The organism is Rhizobium acidisoli, from assembly GCF_002531755.2.
In the GTDB taxonomy this organism is placed as follows: domain Bacteria; phylum Pseudomonadota; class Alphaproteobacteria; order Rhizobiales; family Rhizobiaceae; genus Rhizobium; species Rhizobium acidisoli.
Map to the genome: position 1 here is coordinate 263,281 of NZ_CP035001.1, position 18,499 is coordinate 281,779.

Here is an 18,499-nt window from a genome sequence, read left to right on the forward strand (position 1 = left end):
ATGGACCCTTTGGTCGAAATCGAGAACCTGAAAGCCTATTACCGCGCCTTCCTTTTTGGCGTCGACCGCGAAGTGCGCGCCGTCGACGATATCAGCCTGACGATCGGCCGCGGCGAGGTTTATGGCGTTGCCGGTGAATCGAGCAGCGGCAAGACCACCCTGATCAAAACCATCGCCGGCGCCATCCGCCCGCCACTCCGGGTCGTATCGGGCAACGTCAAATTCCATTTCGCCGGCGGCACCCAGGATATTTACGCGATGAAGCCGGAGGAGCGCATGGCGTTGCGCTGGCGGCATCTCTCCTATATCATGCAGGGGTCGATGAATGTGCTCAATCCGGTGCGCCGGATCCGCCATTCCTTCACCGATTTCGCCTTCCGCCACATGGCTGTCAGCAAACAGGTTTTCTTCGAAAAGGTCGCCGCCCATCTACAGCGGCTGAAGCTCGATCCGCATCTGCTCGACGCCTATCCCCACGAACTGTCGGGCGGCATGCGCCAGCGCATGACCATTGCGCTCGCCACCATCCTGACGCCGGAATTCATCATCGCCGACGAGCCGACCACCGCGCTTGACGTCATCGTTCAACGCGACGTCCTGTCGATGATCCGCGAAATCCAGCGCGAGATGGGCTCGTCCTTTCTGTTCGTCACCCATGATATGGGGGTTCACGCGACAGTCTCCGACCGCATCGGCATCGTCTATGCCGGGCGTCTCGTCGAGGAGGCGCCGACCGCCAAACTCTTCAGCAAGCCGCTCCACCCCTATACCCAGCATCTCGTCGGCAGCCTGCCGCGCATCGGCGATGCGACGACGCGGCCTTCGCTGGAGGGGCGCCCGCCCAACCTTGCCATGCCGCCCGAAGGCTGCCGGTTTCATCCGCGCTGTCCGAAGCGGATGGACATCTGCTCGCAAAAGGTGCCGCCGCTCGTTACCGTCGAGCCGGAGCGCCGCGTCGCCTGTTTCGCAGTTACGGGAGATCAGGTTTGACCGCTCTGCTTCACCTCTCGCATGTCACCAAAGTCTATCGCCAGGGCGGCATGCTCGGCCGGCGCCTGATCACCGCGGTCAAGGATGTCAGCTTCGAAGTTGGGGCGGAACCGGAGATCCTGTCGATCGTCGGCGAATCCGGCTCGGGCAAATCGACGATCGCAGCAATGATCCTCGGGCAGACGACACCGACGGAAGGGCGGCTGGAATTCTCAGGCAAAACCGTTTCCATCCACAGTCGATCCGAGCGCAAGGCCTTCATGAAAGAGGTCCAGCCGGTTCTGCAGAACCCGTTCGAAGCCTTCAATCCGCTAAAGCGGGTCGACCGCTATCTGTTCGAGACGGCCCGCAATCTGCCGGGCCCAGGAAAACGGATAGACCGGAAAGAGGCGGAGCGGATGGCCGATGCCGCCCTGGTCCATGTCGGCCTCACGCTTGAAGAGGTGAAAGGCCGTTTCCCCCACGAACTCTCCGGCGGCCAGCTTCAGCGCGTCGCCATTGCCCGCGCGCTGATCCCGCAACCCCGCCTGCTGGTCGCCGACGAACCGGTCTCGATGGTCGACGCGTCGCTCCGCATGGCGATCGTCAACCTCTTCGGCCGCCTGAAAAACGAACTCGGTCTGTCGATCATCTACATCACCCATGATCTCGCCACCGCCTATTACGTCAGCGACAACATCATCATCATGCGCAAGGGCGAAATCGTCGAGCGCGGCCAGGCTCGCCCCGTGCTGGATAATCCGCAGCATCCCTACTCCCGCGCGCTGAAGGAAGCGGTGCTGGCAGCCGATTTCGCCCCGGCATTGTAGGTGGCTGCGGGCGAAGTTTGGTGATCCGAGAGGACTTCATACAAGAGGAGCTCGCGTGGCCATGGGGTCGCTGAAGTGATCAGAGCCCGAATGGCTAAGAAAGAGGCGGCTCACGCCGCCTCATCCTCGTCGAGGACCGGCTGCAAGTCATGCAGGTAGTCGACGGCGCGCTGGGCATGAGCTGCCGCTGAAAAGATCGCGCGCTTGTCGTTGCCGAGAACCTTGAGCCAGCCATCGAGATAGCTTGCATGGTCGGGGCGTGGTTCGAGCTCGGGAACGATACCAAGATCGGCGCAGAGAAAGCAGCTGCCGAGTTCGGCAATGAGTTCTTCGCGGGCGCGTTCACTCCTGTCTTTCGCGTAGCGGCTGAGATCCCGATCAAGCCTCCGGGGTGCGGCGGTCCAATGCGTCATCTCGTGACTAAGGACGGCGACATAGGCGGCATCGTCCCGAAAGGCATCGAGGCATGGCATCTGGATGTAATCACGGGCAGCAGCATAATAGGCCGCGGATCCTCCGTGCCGGATCAGTGCTCCCGTATTGGCAAAGAACCGGCCGGCAGCACCGATGCGGCTCATCCAATCCTGGCCAGGGGCTGTAGATTGAGCAAGGCCATTGAGGCCGGTGATCTGATCAGTGTTGAACACGGTGTAGGTTTTGAGAAAGGGGATATCGCGTTCGATTTCGGCGCCTGTCTCCGTCGTCTCGGCGCGGATGAAAGAGCTGGCAAAGACGACGGTCGTGCCGGTTTCGCCCCTGCGGACGGCGCCGCCGAGCTCGATTGCCTGGCGAAACGTCATCCACCTTGGTGATGCAAAGCCGCGGGCGATGGCTTCAGACCAAAGGAGCAGAACATTGATCCCGGTGTAGGGTTGGCCATTGTGGCGCAGGGGCCGGCTGACCTCGGTCGTCGCGTTACCCGTGGTCCACGGTTTGGTCCAGGGCCGTACACCCTGCTCAAGATTGGCGATGATCTTGTTGGTGATGCGGCTGTAGATGTCTGATCGTTGATTGGTTTGCTGCCTGCTCATGTCTGAACCTCCGTTTCGAGGTCGCGGCCATCGCGACCTGCTACGGCGGTCCGAAAGCCAGGCTGCAAGCGCTGCCGGCACCCGCAGGGCCGCAACGAAGTGGAGGACGGCAAAGCCGTTGCCGGCTGCGCGAGCCTGGCAGGACCAAAAGCCGGGGCAGGACGCGATGGCAGCAAGATTGCGGCGAGGTTCTGAGGGAGGCAGATGTAGAAAATTCGAGACTGCATCACGCCGATCGCCTCCAATGTGAGCCGGAGCGTCAGGGGCTTACCTGCCTGACGCCATCATTGGCTGGCGCGGCGACGAGCCAGTCACCAATTCAGGCCCCAGAAAATTCGGCCAGCTCTTGAAGATTGGTCAGTAGAGATGCGGAGGCTCACGCCTCGTCCCATGGCGCTTTGGTCGACATGGTCCGTTTCAGTCCCAAGTGGGCTGCGCGTGCTCAGAGGCGGTGCTGGCGGCGATTTCAGCCCAGCGATGCGAGCAATACGCGTACATCCGAGCCGCGGGTCAATCATCGCTTGCGAATCGCCCGCGCAGCGGCGGCGCTCGATTCCGCAATCGCGGCCCGCTCCCCCGGCTGTCAAAGACACAGGCTCGTGCTCGTCGGCGAGTCTAGCAGGGCGCACCAGCTTCGGCCAGTTCGTGATGGGGTGCCGGCGCGAGGTTCACGCCTCGTCCCACGGCGCATTGGTCGACATGGTCCGTTTCAGGAGATCATTCGGCTGCGCCGGCGCGTCGAGGCGGGCAAGATATTCGGCGTAGATTTCAGGGCTGACCGTGAAGATCGTACGGTCGAGCAGCACTTCCTCAGCCCGCCGCGCGGAAGCCTCCAGCATGAAATCCGTGCGCGTCTTGCCAAACAACTCGGCGGCGCGGTCGATCAAGTTGCGGGTCGCAGGCTTGATACATATATTCAACGGCACGCTTGCGTCTGGACTTTTGTTCGAGTGCGAGGTGGCCATGGCAAACTCCCGTCTCGAGCAGAGACGTAACGTAACGACATCATCTTTACAAAGGCGAATGTAAAGATACTGTCGTTACGCGTCTGTCGGCTATCTCCTACCCAGTCGGCATGCTATTTCCCGTCCGCCTGTCCCGATGGTTTCGTGGCAGCATTCAGGACACCATCCTGCAATCCCACCTCGTCTGCAAGAATGGCGGCGGCCTCGTCGAGCAGGACGTCTTTTGCGTTCTTGCGGGCGTTTTCGAGGGCGATATCGGCGGTCAGGCTGCGCTCGCCCGCCTCCAGGCCGTCATCGCCTGCGGGATTATCGCCATCGCTTGCCTGCGCCCGATCCTTGAACCGCTTCTCGCGCGCCGCCGCTTCCTTGCGACGTTCCGCTTCGTTCAGGGAGACGATGCCTTTCTCGCGCTGCGCCTTCAGGTCGGCAATGTCCTTTACCAGGCGCTGGAAATCCGGATCGCCCTTGACCCGCGCATCATGGCGGCTTTGCAATGCCGGCAGCAAGGCCGTGACATTGCCTTCGGGTGCGTATTTCGCCGGCTTGATCTCCGCCCATGGCAGGGCATTGTCATAGCTGGTCTCGCCGAAGCTTGTGGGGTCGGACAGTCCCGGCAGGCTGATATCGGGGGTGACGCCGCGCAGCTGCGTCGTGCCGCCGTTGACCCGGAAGAACTGGGCGATCGTCACTTTCAGCTCGCCATATTCGGGTTTGCTGTTGTGAACCATCTGGTCGAGATCGACGACCGTCTGGACCGTGCCCTTGCCGAAGCTGCCTTCGCCGACAATCACGCCGCGGCCGTAATCCTGGATGGCGGCGGCAAAAATCTCCGAAGCCGAGGCCGAGCCCCGATTGATCAGCACGCCCATCGGGCCTGACCAGACAGGCTCAGCCAGATCCGAGCTTTTGACCTCGGTTTTGCCGTCGCTGCGGCGCTGCTGAACCACCGGGCCCTTGCCGATGAAGAGGCCGGTCAAATCGATCGCCTCGTCCAAGGAACCGCCGCCATTGTTCCGCAGGTCCATGAGAACGCTGTCGACCTTTTCATCCTTCAGCTCGCCGAGAAGCTTGGCGACATCGCGGCTGGCGCTTTTATAATCCTTGTCGCCTTTGCCCTTGGCTTCAAAATCCTCGTAGAAGACCGGCAGCGTGATGATCCCAATCTTGCGCTCGGCATCACCCACTTTCACGGTCTGCACGGTCTTCCTGGCAGCCTGCTTTTCCAGGCTGATCTTATCGCGCACCAGGCTGACGACGCGATGCGTGGCATCGGCGCCCGCATCGGCCGGCAGTATGTCGAGGCGCACGACGGAGCCCTTTTTCCCGCGGATCATCTGCACGACTTCATCAAGCCGCGTTCCCACAACTTCCTTGATCGGCCCACTCTTGCCCTGGCCGACGCCGGTGATGCGGTCGCCGACCGCCAGCTTGCCTGAGAGTTCAGCCGGCCCGCCGGGCACCAGCTCACGGATCGTCGTATAGTCGTCGCGCTCCTGCAGCACCGCCCCGATGCCGAACAGCGAAAGCTTCATCGATACATCGAAATCGGCCGAAGCGGCCGCGCCAAAATAATCCGTGTGCGGATCAATCGCGTTCGAATAGGCGTCCATGAACGACTGGAACACGTCGTCGCTCTTGAACTTGTAAGCGCGCTCGAGCGTGTTTTCATAGCGTTTGTCGAGCGTTTCGCGAATAGCCGCATCGGCTTTGCCGCCAAGCTTCAGCCGCAGCCAGTCGCTCTTGACGCGCTTGCGCCACAGCTCATCGCTCTCGGCTTGTGACTGCGGCCAGGGGGCTTTCTCGCGCAGCACCGAATAATTATCCTGCCCGCTGAAATCGAAATCCTGCTTCAGCAGGCTGCGCGCATAGGTCATGCGGTCGACGACGCGCTGTTCATAGGCGTTGAAGATCGCAAACGGGATCTTCAGGTCCTTCCGCTCGATCGCATCGTCGATCTCGCTGCGCTCGGCCATGAACTTGTCGATATCGGCCTGCAGGAACAGCATGCGGTCTGGATCAAGCGACTTGATGAAGCCATCCATGACCCTCGCCGACAGGGCATCGTCGAGCGGGACGGGCTTGTAGCTATAGCGCGAGAGAAATTGCGCACTCAACTGAGCAGCTTCGGCCTGTCGCTCCAGCGGCGCCAAAACCGGCGGCGATGCGACTTCAGCAGAGGCGGACTGTACGATTGCAAGAAATGCACCGAGAAAAACGTAAGCTATGCGCATGCAGCGTTGATCCAATTCTTCATGCCTGTGATCGATCTGTGATCTATGTGAGGCAATCATGGTTTTTTGGCAACCAGCTGGCAAATGACATTGTCGCGAAGCGTTGAAAACGGCCGGGCGCCATCGATCGGGAGAAATTGACGTCTATCACCTCGCTGGAGCGGACCTGTTGGAAGGAGAATGGCAATCGGGAATGCTCCCCACGCTAAGGGCGGAGTAGCGGCAACCGCAGGAGGCTCAGCATAGCGCCCGACTGGGAGGCGGGACCGACTGCCCCCGCCGTTGCGTTCGGCATGATGCAGCGGCGGAACGGAACAAACCACATAAGCGCATATTTATCTCGATCGGGATTAGACTGAATCTCCGTTTCCTCGCCGTATAGCTCCTCGAAGTGATCGAAGGTCTTAACCAACGCCCTCCGTCGACGACCACAGCGGCCGCGCCAGATCTTCAAGTGCGCAGCCGCACCCGTTATACATCTGCGTGGCCAAGACCTACCCAGCGTCGGCAAGGCCACCGCTCGGAAATCAACCTCAGCGCGCAGACGGCTAACTTCAAGTCCGGGGGGATATTACAGACCGAGGGGTCGAGCGACGAGCCAGCTGGAGGAGGATAGGTGGCGACGCCGTTGTGGACAAACCCGCAATGAGAAAAAGCGCATCAGAACGGGATCGAACGTTCGAGTATAATGCGGAAAGCAGGCTGAGGCTGTTGCCTTTCGGTTCCGCACTTCTATCTTTTTCGTTCTTCGACCTCAATCTGGAGTTTCTTTGTGGCTATCGCGGGTTTGGTGCCGGGCAAGCTTTATTGGGCCAGTTCTTGGAAACACTTCGACGGCAAAATCACCGTTGTGGAGGTGTCGTCCGTTTTCGGTGAGGATCCTGATTATTGGACCGTCGCGGTCATTGGTTCGGATCAGCACTACATGCTGGGCGACTTCGAATTCATCGCCATCGCCGAACCGCCACACGGAATTCCGATGCGGTATGCCGCCGAGTAAGTCGGCTGTTCGGCAACTGGCTTTTAAAAGCTAGGCAAGGCCCAGGGTGTTTTGGGGGAAACTAGCTGTAGGTCACTGCGAAGGATCTCTCTATAGGCGCTGCGAAAGGTGACGTCCTCACTTTTGGCTAAGGGATGGGTCTTACCCCGATGCCTCCTCCGCGATCTACATACCATGCGCCGAGGGTAGTGGTAACTTCTTGAAACTTCTCGCACTCAGACCAAAGTCCGAGACCTCCTTAGCCGGTGGAACCTAGAGAGCTGCACTGAGTTCTCTCCCCGTCATCACCTCAAGAAATCAGGAGGAACCTCAATGAACAGGTTAATTTTCGCAGCCTTCGCCGCCGCGCTTGCTACCTCATCCGCACTTGCGCAGACCGCGCCCAAGCCAACGGCGGATCCGAAAACACCGGCCGTTGCGACGCCGGCGGAGAAAAACCCAACTGCTCCGGTCGAGGGGGCTAACAGCTTTACCGAAAGTCAGGCCAAGTCGCGGATCGAAGACGCCGGCTATTCCGACGTAACGGGGCTTAAGCTCGATGACAAGGGCATCTGGCAGGCCAGCGCCAAGAAGGGTGCGAAGTCCGTCATGGTCGGTTTGGACTACCAGGGTAACGTCGTCGCGAAGTAGCCAGCGCACCGCTTAGAGAAACTTGAAGGAGATCTCCCATGAGAACCGTAACAGGACTTTTCGACTCTTATACCGATGCCGAGAGTGCCGTCTCCCAGCTTCGGTCCCTCGGCATTGATCACGACGAGATCAGTGTCGTTTCCAACAACAGCGACAGCCGCCACAAAATCGATGCCGACGACAATGATGTCGCAGAAGATGCGGGTAAAGGCGCAGGAATCGGCGCCGTGCTCGGCGGCACCGGCGGCCTCCTCACCGGCCTTGGCATCATGGCCATTCCGGGCGTCGGCCCTGTGGTCGCCGCAGGCTGGCTGGCAGCGACTTTAGCGGGTGCTGCAACCGGTGCGGTTGTCGGGGGTGCTGCTGGCGGTCTGATCGGTGCCCTGACGGATGCCGGCGTCGATGAGAGAGACGCTCATGTTTACGCTGAAGGCGTTCGTCGCGGCGGCACTTTGGTGACGGCTCGCGTTCCCGACACGCTATTCGGTGCGGCGGAGGACATTCTGGCAAAGTCACCCCGTGTCGATGTTGCTGCTCGCCGCAACGCTTATTTAGAAGGCGGCTGGAAATCGTTCGATCCTACGCTTGATCCCTATACGCCGGCGGAGGTCGAGCAAGAACGTCGTCGTTATGACCGCAGCACCGGTATCTGAGGAACACCTTGAGCGTCGCCACGCTCGAGGGACTAAACAACCCGCCGATACGTCGGCGGGTTTCCGGCTGGATCGCCTTTTTCACGTTACGACAGGACGCTTTTGTTGAGCAGAGGCGGCGCGAACCCCACCTTCAAGGTAAACCTAACGCGATCTCAATCTGGACTTTCTTTTTAACGGGGTTGTCAGGAGCCCCCGGAATAGCCCTCGCCGTTCCATCGGCTCCATCACCGCCTCAGGACCTTCCGGGTCGAGGATCTCGTTATCCGCCAGCCATTCCTCCAGGTCTGATATCGCCGGGGTGTCATAGGGGACCAAGGTTGGCCTGTTTCCGGGTCGATCCCCGTTGGGCGTATGTCTTAATTCCTCGATGGCTGCAATAACTGACTTCGAGCGCCTAATCGTCTGAGCCACTTCATCCGGATCAACGCCGAGGTGTTCCGCCAAGAGAATATTGCGTAGGTCGACCAGTCGGCTCGATAGTCGCTCGGTTTGCCCAGCCTCAAAGGCAACGTCACATTCGTTATCAAACCGCATCGATCGGTTGTTGAAGTTTGATGATCCGACGCGTAACGCTTTATCATCTACGATCATCAACTTTGAATGGACGTAAACCGGCACACCATCGGTTGTTATCGGATGATAAATTCGAAATCGCTTTTGGCGATCGCGCGGGCGCAGAGCTTCCCTCAGGCGCGCTCGTGCTGTGTCCATTGCAAGCTCGCCCAGCCAGTTGTCTGCTTTAACCGGGTTGATGAGAATAACTTCCGGACCGTCGTTTTCCTCGAGACGCTTGGCAAGAGCCTGAGCGATAACCCGGGAGGCGAAATATTGACTCTCCGCGTAAATCAACCGCTCGGCTGACATTATCATATCTACATAGAGCCGCTCGATCTCCGCAACACCTGCCTGATCTCCATAGGCAGGCATTGTGCGAGAAATTGCGAGAGTGACGGGTCCGAACGAAATGGCGCCGTTGATGAACGGGGGCTCATGTGGGAAATCGACCGGTGCCAGCTGTTCACCGCCCGCAGATCGCCATCTTGAACGGCAGAGATCGCCAAGCGCTTCTGCGGCCGGCCCCGCGCAGAAACTCGAGACATCATGCCAAGGGCCATAAGACGTTCCATTGGGCCGCCTGCGAAGCGGATCGTCATCCAGGTGCTTACGCGTATCCCAGCGCCCTGCCGTGACGTCGATGCCGCCACAAAAAGCAATCGAATCGTCAATCACAAGGATCTTTTGGTGGTGCGAACTGCCGATCGGATGATTGCCGTCCAGAAGAACAGTTATTTGGCGATGGAGCTTCCATCGAAGGAGATAGGGAAGGTTCGACAGTTTCGCCCAGCTTGAGAGGAAACCGGGATTCCAGAGGAGAAGCCGAATCTCAAGGTCCGGGTTTTTCTTGGTCAGCCACAGAAGAAAATCTCCGACATGGCTCGGTCCTTCATAATAGTCGCCTGGACGGCCGAGGGTAATAGACGCATCGAAATCCCATCCCACGAGGAAAATCGACTTTTGGGCCGACGCCATCGCCGTCCGGGCGGCGGCGAAGTAGTCGTCTGCGTCAATTATTATCGCGAACTCGTCAGCCCGCTCCGCCCGCCAGATATTGGAGGATGGTTGAAGCAGTTCCGACATTAATTTTCCTTAGTCCGTCTCGCTGCACGGGACACCGCGCAACCCCGTTGATTGATGAAACCCGAATTGCGTAAGGCTTTCGAGCGAGGCCTGCTCTCGGGAATACGACCTGTCGGCTTTTCCCTCGCGGAAGTACTTCTCATTTCTGACCGCCAACAGCAACCGGAAACGGATAACCTCTTGCGGCCAGTCCCAGGAGGGCAGAGTCCTGGCGTCGCGCCTTCGGGACCCTGTTTGGAAAGAACAATAAGAAGTGATCTCAGCCGCGACGACCTTTGCCCAACCGGCTCATGGTGGCCATTCTCGCTTTGCGCCCATGCGATATCTGCATGTGAAGGAGAAAAGCATCTGCGGCGCGGACCAGCTGGAGCGCCAGACGAACGGGCGCCCGCCGGATCGGCGCGACATGAGGGAATTGCACTATATCTGCGTCAGAACCGAAATTGGACGCGGATAAGGGTGAATTTTGGACGCTGATTGACAACCGATCCCATACAGGAAGCATTGCTGGCCCTCATCGAGGAGAAGAAGAAGGCGGTGAAGGCCAGAAAGACCGGTGAGCTTTTCCTGATATCCCAAGAAAGGTTTTGCGCTATGGGCGGAGGCTCGCCTTGTTGGTGGGGTCGGCGTAATTGGCTGGGACCGTGGCTCCAGACGTTGAAATATACGAGGCCGCGCTGGAGGCGACGGAGCTCAATTCTTAAGATGCCAAGACGACGTCAGACTTCCAAACTCAACGAAAGTCGAACGAGCCACTGATAAGCAGCTCGTCGGCCAGAGGCAAGCCTGGTATCGAGGAGGCGTACAGAGGCTGGTCGTCGCAAAGAGTTGTGACGTTTGGCCTTACTGCTTGGAATCGCCTTCGAGTATAGTCGCAGCCTGGATAGCGGCGGGATCGACCGTCAAATGCAAATATTCGATCATCGACTTCAATGTTGAATCGGTCAAATTTGACGGCATTAGTACTCCCGTCGAATCCATCTCGTCCCTGTCGACCAGCCCGTCGCCATCGTGATCCATCCTTGCGTTCATGTCCACGCTAGGATTGCCCTTGTCATCCAATTTCAGCCCCGGCTCCAGCACCTCGTTGAAGCTCGCGACCTCCTCGGAATTCAGTTTGTCGTCGCCATCGCGATCAAACTTTGTGAAGGCGTTGTGGAGCATTTGCGACAGTTGCGTCGCCGTTGCGGTTAATGTCACGTTGTTCCTCCCCGGCTATCAAATTAACTATGCGGTTCGCTGGCCAAGTGATATCCGAGACGACTTGAGCAGAGCTGGATTATGGCTCACCTCATGCGAGGTGGAATGCAGACAATCGAAGCGAAGTCATCGCTCCAATGCATTAAAATTGCTCGCAGATTTTGACACCGGGCAGGTTCACATCAATGGCATGAAACTGGCCACGGCGGCGCCCTTCGGAGGATTCAAGATGTATGGCATTGGACGTGAGGCCGCCCCGAAGATTTAAGCGTTTCTCCAAACGAAAGCCGTCATCTTTCCATCAACCTGAATTCGCTGTTGTAGAAACGAGTCCAAAAAGAGGCCGCAGGAGCACCACCCGGCGGCCTCCTTTTCCCGTGCAGATGATCGCTAGGGGCCTACGGCGCCGGCTTTCACACTGGTGAGAAGCTTGATGAGGGCCTGAGCTCCTGCGGTGGAAGATGCCGGGTTCTGCCCAGTGATCAACATGCCGTCCGTGATAGCGAAGCTCTCCCAGTTCGCCTTCTTCTCGTAGAGACCGCCGAGACGTTTGAGCTCGTCCTCAACGAGGAAAGGAACAACCTTCGTCAGTTGCACTTCCTCCTCCTCGCCATTGGTAAAGCCTGTGACCCGCTTTCCCTTGACAATCGGAGCGCCGTTATAGGTGACGCGGTGAAACACGGCCGGCGCGTGGCAGACTGCCGCCACCGGCTTGCCGGCGTTGTAAAAGGATTCGATCAGCTTGATGGAATCCGAATTGTCCACGAGATCCCACATGGGACCATGGCCGCCGGGATAAAAGACGGCATCGAAATCTTCGGAACGGGCTTCGCTCAGCTTTTTGGTGCTCGCAAAAACCATCTGCGCGGCCTCGTCGCCCTTGAACCGCGTCATGGCGGGGGTCTGATTTTCCGGCAGATCGCTCTTTGGATCGATCGGGGGTTGACCCCCTTTTGGGGACACGAGTGTCAAGTCGACGCCTGCATCTCGGAAGACGTAGTACGGTGCGGCGCCCTCCTCCAGCCAAAAACCAGTTTTGCGCCCTGTGCTTCCGAGGGTGTCGTGCGAGGTGAATACCATAAGGATCTTCATGCTCAGGCTCCTTCCACTTTTCTTAATTCGCAGCCGGTTTGCTGCACGACCGGAAGCATGTCTTGGATTAGGGGGATTTGCATGTGCACGTTAGTATCGCCAATACCTTGGTGTTGGTGATCAATCGGGCGGGGTATGACCGCAATCGGAGCCCGCCTGTCAAGTACTGCGCGCACTACCCATGCCGAACGACCAATCTTAGTCCGAGTTGCGCGCGCGTGAGGCTTGAGTAGGCCAAGGCTATTGCACGACGGCATTCCGACGCCTCGACGACACGGAGAAGCAATGGCGAATCGTTGCCGCGGCACCAAGCACGCCGGCTGGCTGGAATGAATCCACTTCGTTCATAGCGTTTTCGGCACCTGTTTGCCGAGCCGAGAGCTTCGGCTACTTGCGTTCCTTTAGATCCCGTCGGCACCGAAAAATGCACACACCGCCGGTGATCACCGGCGGCGTGCATATATTCCTCTGAAATACAGTAACGTCAGGTTTTGCCCTCAGCCTTCTTCTTTCGGTATTGGACGGTTGGAAGGCCGCCCCAGCCCCAATTGTCCAAGTCGACCTCCTCAATCACCACGTAGGTTGATTCCAGCGGCTTGTTGAGGACGTCGAGCATGACCTGGCTGACGCCAGCGATGATTGCCGCTTTCTCCTCGGATGTTACCGAGGCGCGATCGGGGGTCGTGCCTTCACGGGTTACTTGTACGGTGACGATGGGCATTTTTTATTCTCCTTGTTGGGCTCGTCGATCTGCTAAGCGGCCATTGCAGCGAGGTGCTTCTCAAGTTCGTCGACATGAGTGTACCCAGCGCCGACCTTGCCGAGAGTTCCCCCCTTCTTCAAGAACAAGGTCGGGAAGCTTGAAACGCCCATTGCTCGCACCGTCGCGAAGTCCGTTGCGGCTTCTTCGATAGTGCTAAGCTTGTTCCATTCCGCCACGAATTCCTCCGAGCTGACGGGATGACCGAGTTCGGCGAGCGCGCGAGAACCGGTCTCAGCCAGGACTGCCCCGTCCGTCGTGTCGAGCGCATCTACGTAGAAGGCATGCTGGAACGCTCGGAAGACGCTCAGAAGATCGGCTTCCGGCCTAAAAATGCGGGCAGTCACCACCGCACGGCACACGGGTTCAGTATCGTAGACGAAGCCTTTTCTGGCCAGAAGACCTTTTCGGTTGAACGGTACGCCGCTGGCTTCCTCGACCTTGCCCCAGTGGTGCAGTCTGAACTGCTTTCCCGCGTCATCGAGAACGTCGGTCGCACCCGCGCGCAAACCACCGAGGATGATCTTGACGGACAGTTCCGGACGCCGCTCAAGCAGCAGCGCCATCTGTTTGCCGAATCCATAGCACCACGAGCACATCGGATCGGCGGCTAGTACAAGTTCCATTCTCTTTCCTTTCACTCGCAGCGGCTTATTCAGGCCACGTGCCCGCGTGATGTTCGAGACCTACCAGCGGCCGGCGTTCTGGCCACCGTCGACATGAAGGATCTCGCCCGTGACGAAGCTTGCGCCTTCGAGGTAGATCACGGCGTCGACGATGTCGCTGATCTCGCCCATGTGGCCGACGGGATGCAGCGCGGAGAGGAACTCGTGGGTCTCTGGAGCATGCATCGGGGTCTTGATGATGCCAGGAGACACGGCATTCACCCGAACGCCCGTCTTGGCGAACTCAATCGCCAGTTCCTTCGTAACGGCGTTAAGACCGCCCTTCGTGAGCGAAGCAAGGGCCGTGGGGACGCTTGACACCGGCTGGTTTACTAAGCTGGTCGTGATGCTGACGATGTGGCCAGAGCCCTGCTTGAGCATCTGCCTCGCAGCCCGCTGCGTGATGTGGAAGAAGCCCGAGACGTTCACGCCGAAGTTCAGGTCGTAATCTTCCTGAGTGAAGTCGACAAAAGGCTTTGCTGTGAAGACGCCGGCATTGTTCACCAACGTGTCGATACGACCGAAACGGTCAACCGCTTCGCGAACGACGCGCTCTGCGGTCTCGGAGCTAGAGATGTCGCCCCCCACGGCATGTACGCCATCGTCGGAGCCTTGCTTTATTGAACGCGAGGTGGCGACGACACGGTAGTTCCGCGCACGGTAGGCGCGGACCAGACCTTCACCAATGCCCTGCGATGCACCGGTGATGACGGCGACCTTCTGCTGATTGCTCATGATATTCATCCTTTCAATTGCATCGGTCCTTCGTTGGGCCGCCCGTCGCCCTCGGCGTCGGTGCTATTGATTTAGGTGCTGTCGACCATCGGGAGAATTGCCTGGCATCGGCAGTCACTGAGCCGTTTTTCGGCATAATTTTTAGCGAGCTACGCTTTGTGACCTAAATGCCCATCGAAACGAACGAGCCATTCATGACGTCGGCGGAATTTGCATCATCCAACGGCTTGCGAAGGTATTGCCAATACTTTCGTATTCCCTGGCTTCGTCAGCCAGCGGGCAAATAGCGAGGCCGTGCGAGTTCGAAGCCTCTGATGAAACAGTCAAAGGTCTGGGGAGCTCATTGCTTCGTGTCAAGCAACGTCTTCGCGCGCAACAGTCGAGGGCTGGAGAATCCTTCGCGGAACCGCTGGTAGACGGGACGAAGGATTTCTTGTGCCGCTCCAAGATCACCGCGGCTGGTCAGATATTCAGCGTAGGTCATGCCCGCTGTGAGTTCCCAATACAAACCGCCTTGAGCCGATGCTCTTCGGCCAGCCTCTCGAAATAGGTCTACGACTAAGGTCTCGTCCACGTCTTGTGCTGCGATTATCTCGCCTTTCTTTCGTAGAAGTTCGGGCACTATCCAGCGGTAGCTTTTTTCCACTGAAAATTTCTGCGCTCTGTCGATCTCCAAGAGCGCCTCGTCCAAACGTCCGGCCGCCTGCAACGCGGCTGCGAGTTCACACATGAAAAACGGATAGAACAGTAGATACGAGGATTCTTGCATATCTCGAATGCCGGCCCGAAGAGCGTGGATCCCCTCCGCAGGCGAGCCTGAACGCGACGCCAAGCTGCCTCGGACGCATATCCCAACCGCGTAAAAAGGTTTCAGGCCATGCTGCAGTGCATGTGCTGTGAGTTCTTCGCCCCATTGTCGTGCTCGCGCTTCATTGTCCAGACTGAGTGACACGAAGGCGGATGCCCAGGCCAACGCAACGCAAAATACAAACGGTTGCTTCGTTGCACGTGCTTCATCGACTGAGTCTTCGGCTGCTTGAGAAGCCGCCTCCAATCGACCCAACGAGATCAAGTTGACGGTATTATGCGCCATGGAGGACGTTGGAATGTCCGCCCCGAGCCTGAGCATATCCGTACGACGATTGTTCGACGGCGAGTTCCTCGCCGCCCAATCAAGTCGGTCATGAGCCTCCACGTGGTGAGCCTGATAGGTCTGCGGGATACCCGACATCCAAGCTGCCGTTGCGCGTGACCTCGCATCGCCCCCGCCAGCGCGTTTCTCGTATTCTTGCGCGTAAACAAGCGCATCATCCAACTCCACCGATCGAGCGCTAAACAGCCATAGGGCGCAAGTAACGCGCTGCTGGTAGTCCTGGTCACCCAAGGTTTCAGCGAGTGTTAGGGCGCGTGCGAGCACCGTTCGACCTTGCTCGCTCATACCCTGAGTATAAATCATCGCAAATCCCAGCGCGCACTGCAGGACCAGTTCGGTGCGTCCCCCCTCCTCTCCTTCAAGGCAGGAGAGCGCTTTTTTAGCCCATTCGCCTGACTCCGACACGAGTGAGGTCGCGATCCAGAAATCGGAGGCAACTGCGGCAAGGCCAGCTCCGAGCTTTCCATCGCCCTCTGAAGAAAGCGCCCAAGTCAAAGCGGCTCGGAGATTGTCGATCTCTCGGCGGTACCGCCCCAGACCGTCGATTGCCAACTGCAGCGAGTCTTCACTCGAAAATGGCCGAAATAACGAAAGGAAAAAGGCCGCGGTGCGCCTCATCGTCATTTGATAGTCGGTGCCCCCTCCAAGCTTTTCCAGCGAATAGACCCGCACCGTCTCCAGAAGGCGCCACCGGGGGGCTGCCTCAGTTCCGTCGAAGGTCACCAACGATTTCGTGACAAGGTTCGACAGCCCTAGTGCGGTCTCTTCCTCATCCTCCCCGCTGGCGGCCATCGCGGCCTCCAAGGTAAACCCTGCGGGATATACGGAGAGACTGCACAGAAGGCGACGCTCTCCTTCGGGCAACAATTCATAGCTCCAATCGAGCGCTGCCCGAAGCGTGCGGTGCCGAGGCAAGGCAGTGCGTCGTCCGCCGGTCAGAAGAACGAAACGGTCATCCAATCGGCCGGCGATCTGTTGAAGCCCCAACGTGGCGGCACGGGCGGCGGCGAACTCTATCGCTAAGGGAATTCCATCCAGATGTCGACAAATACCCGCGATAGTTGAGACACTGTCCCCGCTCGTCCTAAAGTCGGACTGCAACGCTCTTGTTCGGGCGACAAACAACTGAACCGCACTGTGCGTTAGCGGATCACCAGCCTTTTCGTTCGCGGGAACATCGAGCGGGGGCACACGATATGTGAACTCCCCTTCGATCCTGAGAAGTTCCCGACTCGTTGCGAGAACCGAAACGTTCGGGCAGGCGCGCAACATCGCCTCGATCATCTCGGCAGCGGCATCGACGACATGTTCGCAGTTGTCGATCAGAAGCAACATTTTCCGGTTACCAATTGCCCGCGCAACGAGCTCGGCAGAGACGTCGTCGCTTTGAAGGCGCAGATCGAGGGCCTGTGCAAGTGTAGTGGGAACAAGATTTGGATCCGAGAGGGAAACCAACTCCACGAAGAACGCATCCCCATCGATCGTTGGCTGCAGGCGTCGGGCGACTTCGGACGCGAGTACGGTTTTTCCGATCCCACCGGGTCCCGTCAAGGTTACAAGTCGATAGGCCGACATGAGCGTCACGATATGAGAAATTGCAGCCTGACGGCCAATCAGTTCGGACGCCGCCGAGGGGATGTTGGTAACAAAACCCTCTCGTTCGCTCGACCGTACGAGCGTGGCGGGCGTCGGATCGGCAAACCGCTTTTCGGGTTCCGTCCACTCGCCAAGCAGTCGATATCCGCGACCGGACACGGTACGCAGCAGGTCTCGATCCTTTCCAAGAGCACGCCTTATTGCAGAGATATGAACCTGGAGGGTGTTTTCCTCGACGACCATCCCAGGCCAGACGCGCTTCATCAGCTCGTCTTTCGTGACGATCCTCCCCGATGAAACTGCAAGCGTTTCGAGGATTTCGAACGCGCGACTGCCGAGCGGTACCGGAGCGCCCATCGCACGCAGCTCTCGCTTTTCGAGGTCAAGCTCCCATCCGGAGTGCTCGAAGAGGCCTATCTCAATCTGTCCCAAAGCGATCCGAATCTATCTGGTTCAACCCCATCGATAAAATCACAGACGGGCAGATTGCGCCAAGGCTACTTCGACAACTGATAGGGGAATACTTCAGCTTTTTTCAGGATCTCTCACACCACTTAAGTCGTGAAGGCGTGCATGCTGGTTTAAAAAACGCGGAGCACCTTCATTGCGAGGCAGCGTAAAGCATTCATATCATCCCCCAGCCGCAGCACATCGCGTGCACGATCGACGAGGAGCAATGACATGTCCCCCACAAAAAAACCAACTGATCTCTCGACAATGGCGACAACACTCTGCAGCGATGCTTTGGTCGCCGTATTGGATAACGGCAGCGAATGCGATCCCAATTTGCATGTACATATTTCGGGCATGGGCCGGCAACTGCAACGATTTACCTCATCGCACGACTTGCTGAGCGGCGCCCAGTCTGGATGTTTCAGCTGCATCCTCGTTGACGCAAGCATGGCCGATCTACCGGTCTCAGATCTCGCGCGATTGATCTGTTCTTACGCCGTGCACTGCCCAATCATCGTCGTCACCCCTAGCGGCAGTCCCGCCACGTCTGTTGCCACCACCAGATTCCGGGTGACCTTCCTCCCTAAGCAGGATGATCCCGCCGTAATTGCAGAGGAGGTAAACGCATCTATACGTGCGTTCAACGAGGCGAACCGTTTGGAAGCATATTTTCTCACGCTGACACCGCGAGAACGGCAAGTCATGAAGTTCGTGGTGGAAGGCTTGCTAAATAAGCAGGTAGCCTTCAAGTTGAATATTAGCGAGATCACCGTCAAAGCTCATCGTGGCCGGCTCATGAGAAAGATGAACGCCAGAACACTTCCTGACCTTTTGTATATGGCCGCAAGGCTCGGCCCTGCAGGCTCCGTCGCGGACGAACTTTCGACCTTCTGAA

The 18,499-nt window shown here is 58.4% G+C and carries 16 protein-coding genes; 6 read left to right on the forward strand and 10 right to left on the reverse strand.

Annotated features, from left to right (window positions below; genetic code table 11):
* Both CO657_RS30140 and CO657_RS30145 read left to right on the forward strand, forming a co-directional pair.
* The gene (locus tag CO657_RS30140; protein ID WP_003594482.1) at positions 1 to 990 is read left to right on the forward strand and encodes an ABC transporter ATP-binding protein; all 990 of its coding nucleotides are present in this window, start codon (positions 1 to 3) and stop codon (positions 988 to 990) included.
* Positions 987 to 1,799 (forward strand): ABC transporter ATP-binding protein, encoded by an 813-nt coding sequence (locus tag CO657_RS30145; RefSeq protein WP_054184707.1) that lies wholly within the window; start codon positions 987 to 989, stop codon positions 1,797 to 1,799. Before CO657_RS30140 ends, CO657_RS30145 begins: the two co-directional genes overlap by 4 nt.
* A gap of 110 nt (positions 1,800 to 1,909) precedes the next feature.
* On the opposite strand, the gene CO657_RS30150 is transcribed toward CO657_RS30145, so the two are convergent.
* From CO657_RS30150 to CO657_RS30160, 3 genes are all read right to left on the reverse strand, one after another.
* Entirely contained in the window at positions 1,910 to 2,830 is a 921-nt protein-coding gene (locus tag CO657_RS30150) for an ArdC family protein (protein ID WP_128715632.1), read from the reverse strand.
* Between the two features lie 668 nt (positions 2,831 to 3,498).
* A complete protein-coding gene (locus CO657_RS30155) occupies positions 3,499 to 3,795 on the reverse strand; it encodes a type II toxin-antitoxin system TacA family antitoxin (protein WP_003595401.1) in 297 nt (98 codons plus the stop codon).
* Positions 3,796 to 3,908: 113 nt separating this feature from the next.
* Positions 3,909 to 6,026 (reverse strand): carboxy terminal-processing peptidase, encoded by a 2,118-nt coding sequence (locus CO657_RS30160; protein WP_003595398.1) that lies wholly within the window; start codon positions 6,024 to 6,026, stop codon positions 3,909 to 3,911.
* Positions 6,027 to 6,798: 772 nt separating this feature from the next.
* Here CO657_RS30160 and CO657_RS30165 point away from each other — a divergent pair.
* From CO657_RS30165 to CO657_RS30175, 3 genes are all read left to right on the forward strand, one after another.
* On the forward strand, positions 6,799 to 7,026 hold the full coding sequence (locus tag CO657_RS30165) for a hypothetical protein (RefSeq protein WP_054184704.1): 228 nt from the start codon (positions 6,799 to 6,801) through the stop codon (positions 7,024 to 7,026).
* Between the two features lie 312 nt (positions 7,027 to 7,338).
* Positions 7,339 to 7,656, forward strand: coding sequence for a hypothetical protein (locus tag CO657_RS30170; protein ID WP_054184703.1), 318 nt, complete (start codon positions 7,339 to 7,341; stop codon positions 7,654 to 7,656).
* A 38-nt stretch (positions 7,657 to 7,694) separates the two neighbouring features.
* Positions 7,695 to 8,309 carry a general stress protein gene (locus CO657_RS30175; RefSeq protein ID WP_054184702.1) on the forward strand — a complete coding sequence of 205 codons (615 nt, stop codon included), beginning with the start codon at positions 7,695 to 7,697 and terminating at the stop codon, positions 8,307 to 8,309.
* 144 nt (positions 8,310 to 8,453) lie between these two features.
* On the opposite strand, the gene CO657_RS30180 is transcribed toward CO657_RS30175, so the two are convergent.
* From CO657_RS30180 to CO657_RS30215, 7 genes are all read right to left on the reverse strand, one after another.
* The gene (locus CO657_RS30180; RefSeq protein ID WP_054184701.1) at positions 8,454 to 9,950 is read right to left on the reverse strand and encodes a phospholipase D-like domain-containing protein; all 1,497 of its coding nucleotides are present in this window, start codon (positions 9,948 to 9,950) and stop codon (positions 8,454 to 8,456) included.
* An 843-nt stretch (positions 9,951 to 10,793) separates the two neighbouring features.
* Complete coding sequence (locus CO657_RS30185; RefSeq protein ID WP_054184699.1) at positions 10,794 to 11,150, reverse strand: EF-hand domain-containing protein; 357 nt, start codon at positions 11,148 to 11,150, stop codon at positions 10,794 to 10,796.
* A gap of 390 nt (positions 11,151 to 11,540) precedes the next feature.
* Entirely contained in the window at positions 11,541 to 12,242 is a 702-nt protein-coding gene (locus CO657_RS30195) for a type 1 glutamine amidotransferase domain-containing protein (RefSeq protein ID WP_054184698.1), read from the reverse strand.
* Between the two features lie 484 nt (positions 12,243 to 12,726).
* Positions 12,727 to 12,963, reverse strand: a complete 237-nt coding sequence (locus tag CO657_RS30200; protein ID WP_054184697.1) for a tautomerase family protein — start codon at positions 12,961 to 12,963, stop codon at positions 12,727 to 12,729.
* Positions 12,964 to 12,995: 32 nt separating this feature from the next.
* Positions 12,996 to 13,628 carry a DsbA family protein gene (locus CO657_RS30205; RefSeq protein ID WP_054184696.1) on the reverse strand — a complete coding sequence of 211 codons (633 nt, stop codon included), beginning with the start codon at positions 13,626 to 13,628 and terminating at the stop codon, positions 12,996 to 12,998.
* A gap of 60 nt (positions 13,629 to 13,688) precedes the next feature.
* On the reverse strand, positions 13,689 to 14,402 hold the full coding sequence (locus tag CO657_RS30210) for an SDR family NAD(P)-dependent oxidoreductase (protein ID WP_054184732.1): 714 nt from the start codon (positions 14,400 to 14,402) through the stop codon (positions 13,689 to 13,691).
* Between the two features lie 340 nt (positions 14,403 to 14,742).
* Entirely contained in the window at positions 14,743 to 17,583 is a 2,841-nt protein-coding gene (locus CO657_RS30215) for an ATP-binding protein (protein WP_054184695.1), read from the reverse strand.
* 249 nt (positions 17,584 to 17,832) lie between these two features.
* Here CO657_RS30215 and CO657_RS30220 point away from each other — a divergent pair, with 249 nt between their 5' ends.
* Complete coding sequence (locus tag CO657_RS30220) at positions 17,833 to 18,498, forward strand: response regulator transcription factor (RefSeq protein ID WP_054184694.1); 666 nt, start codon at positions 17,833 to 17,835, stop codon at positions 18,496 to 18,498.
* Position 18,499: the final 1 nt, after the last annotated feature.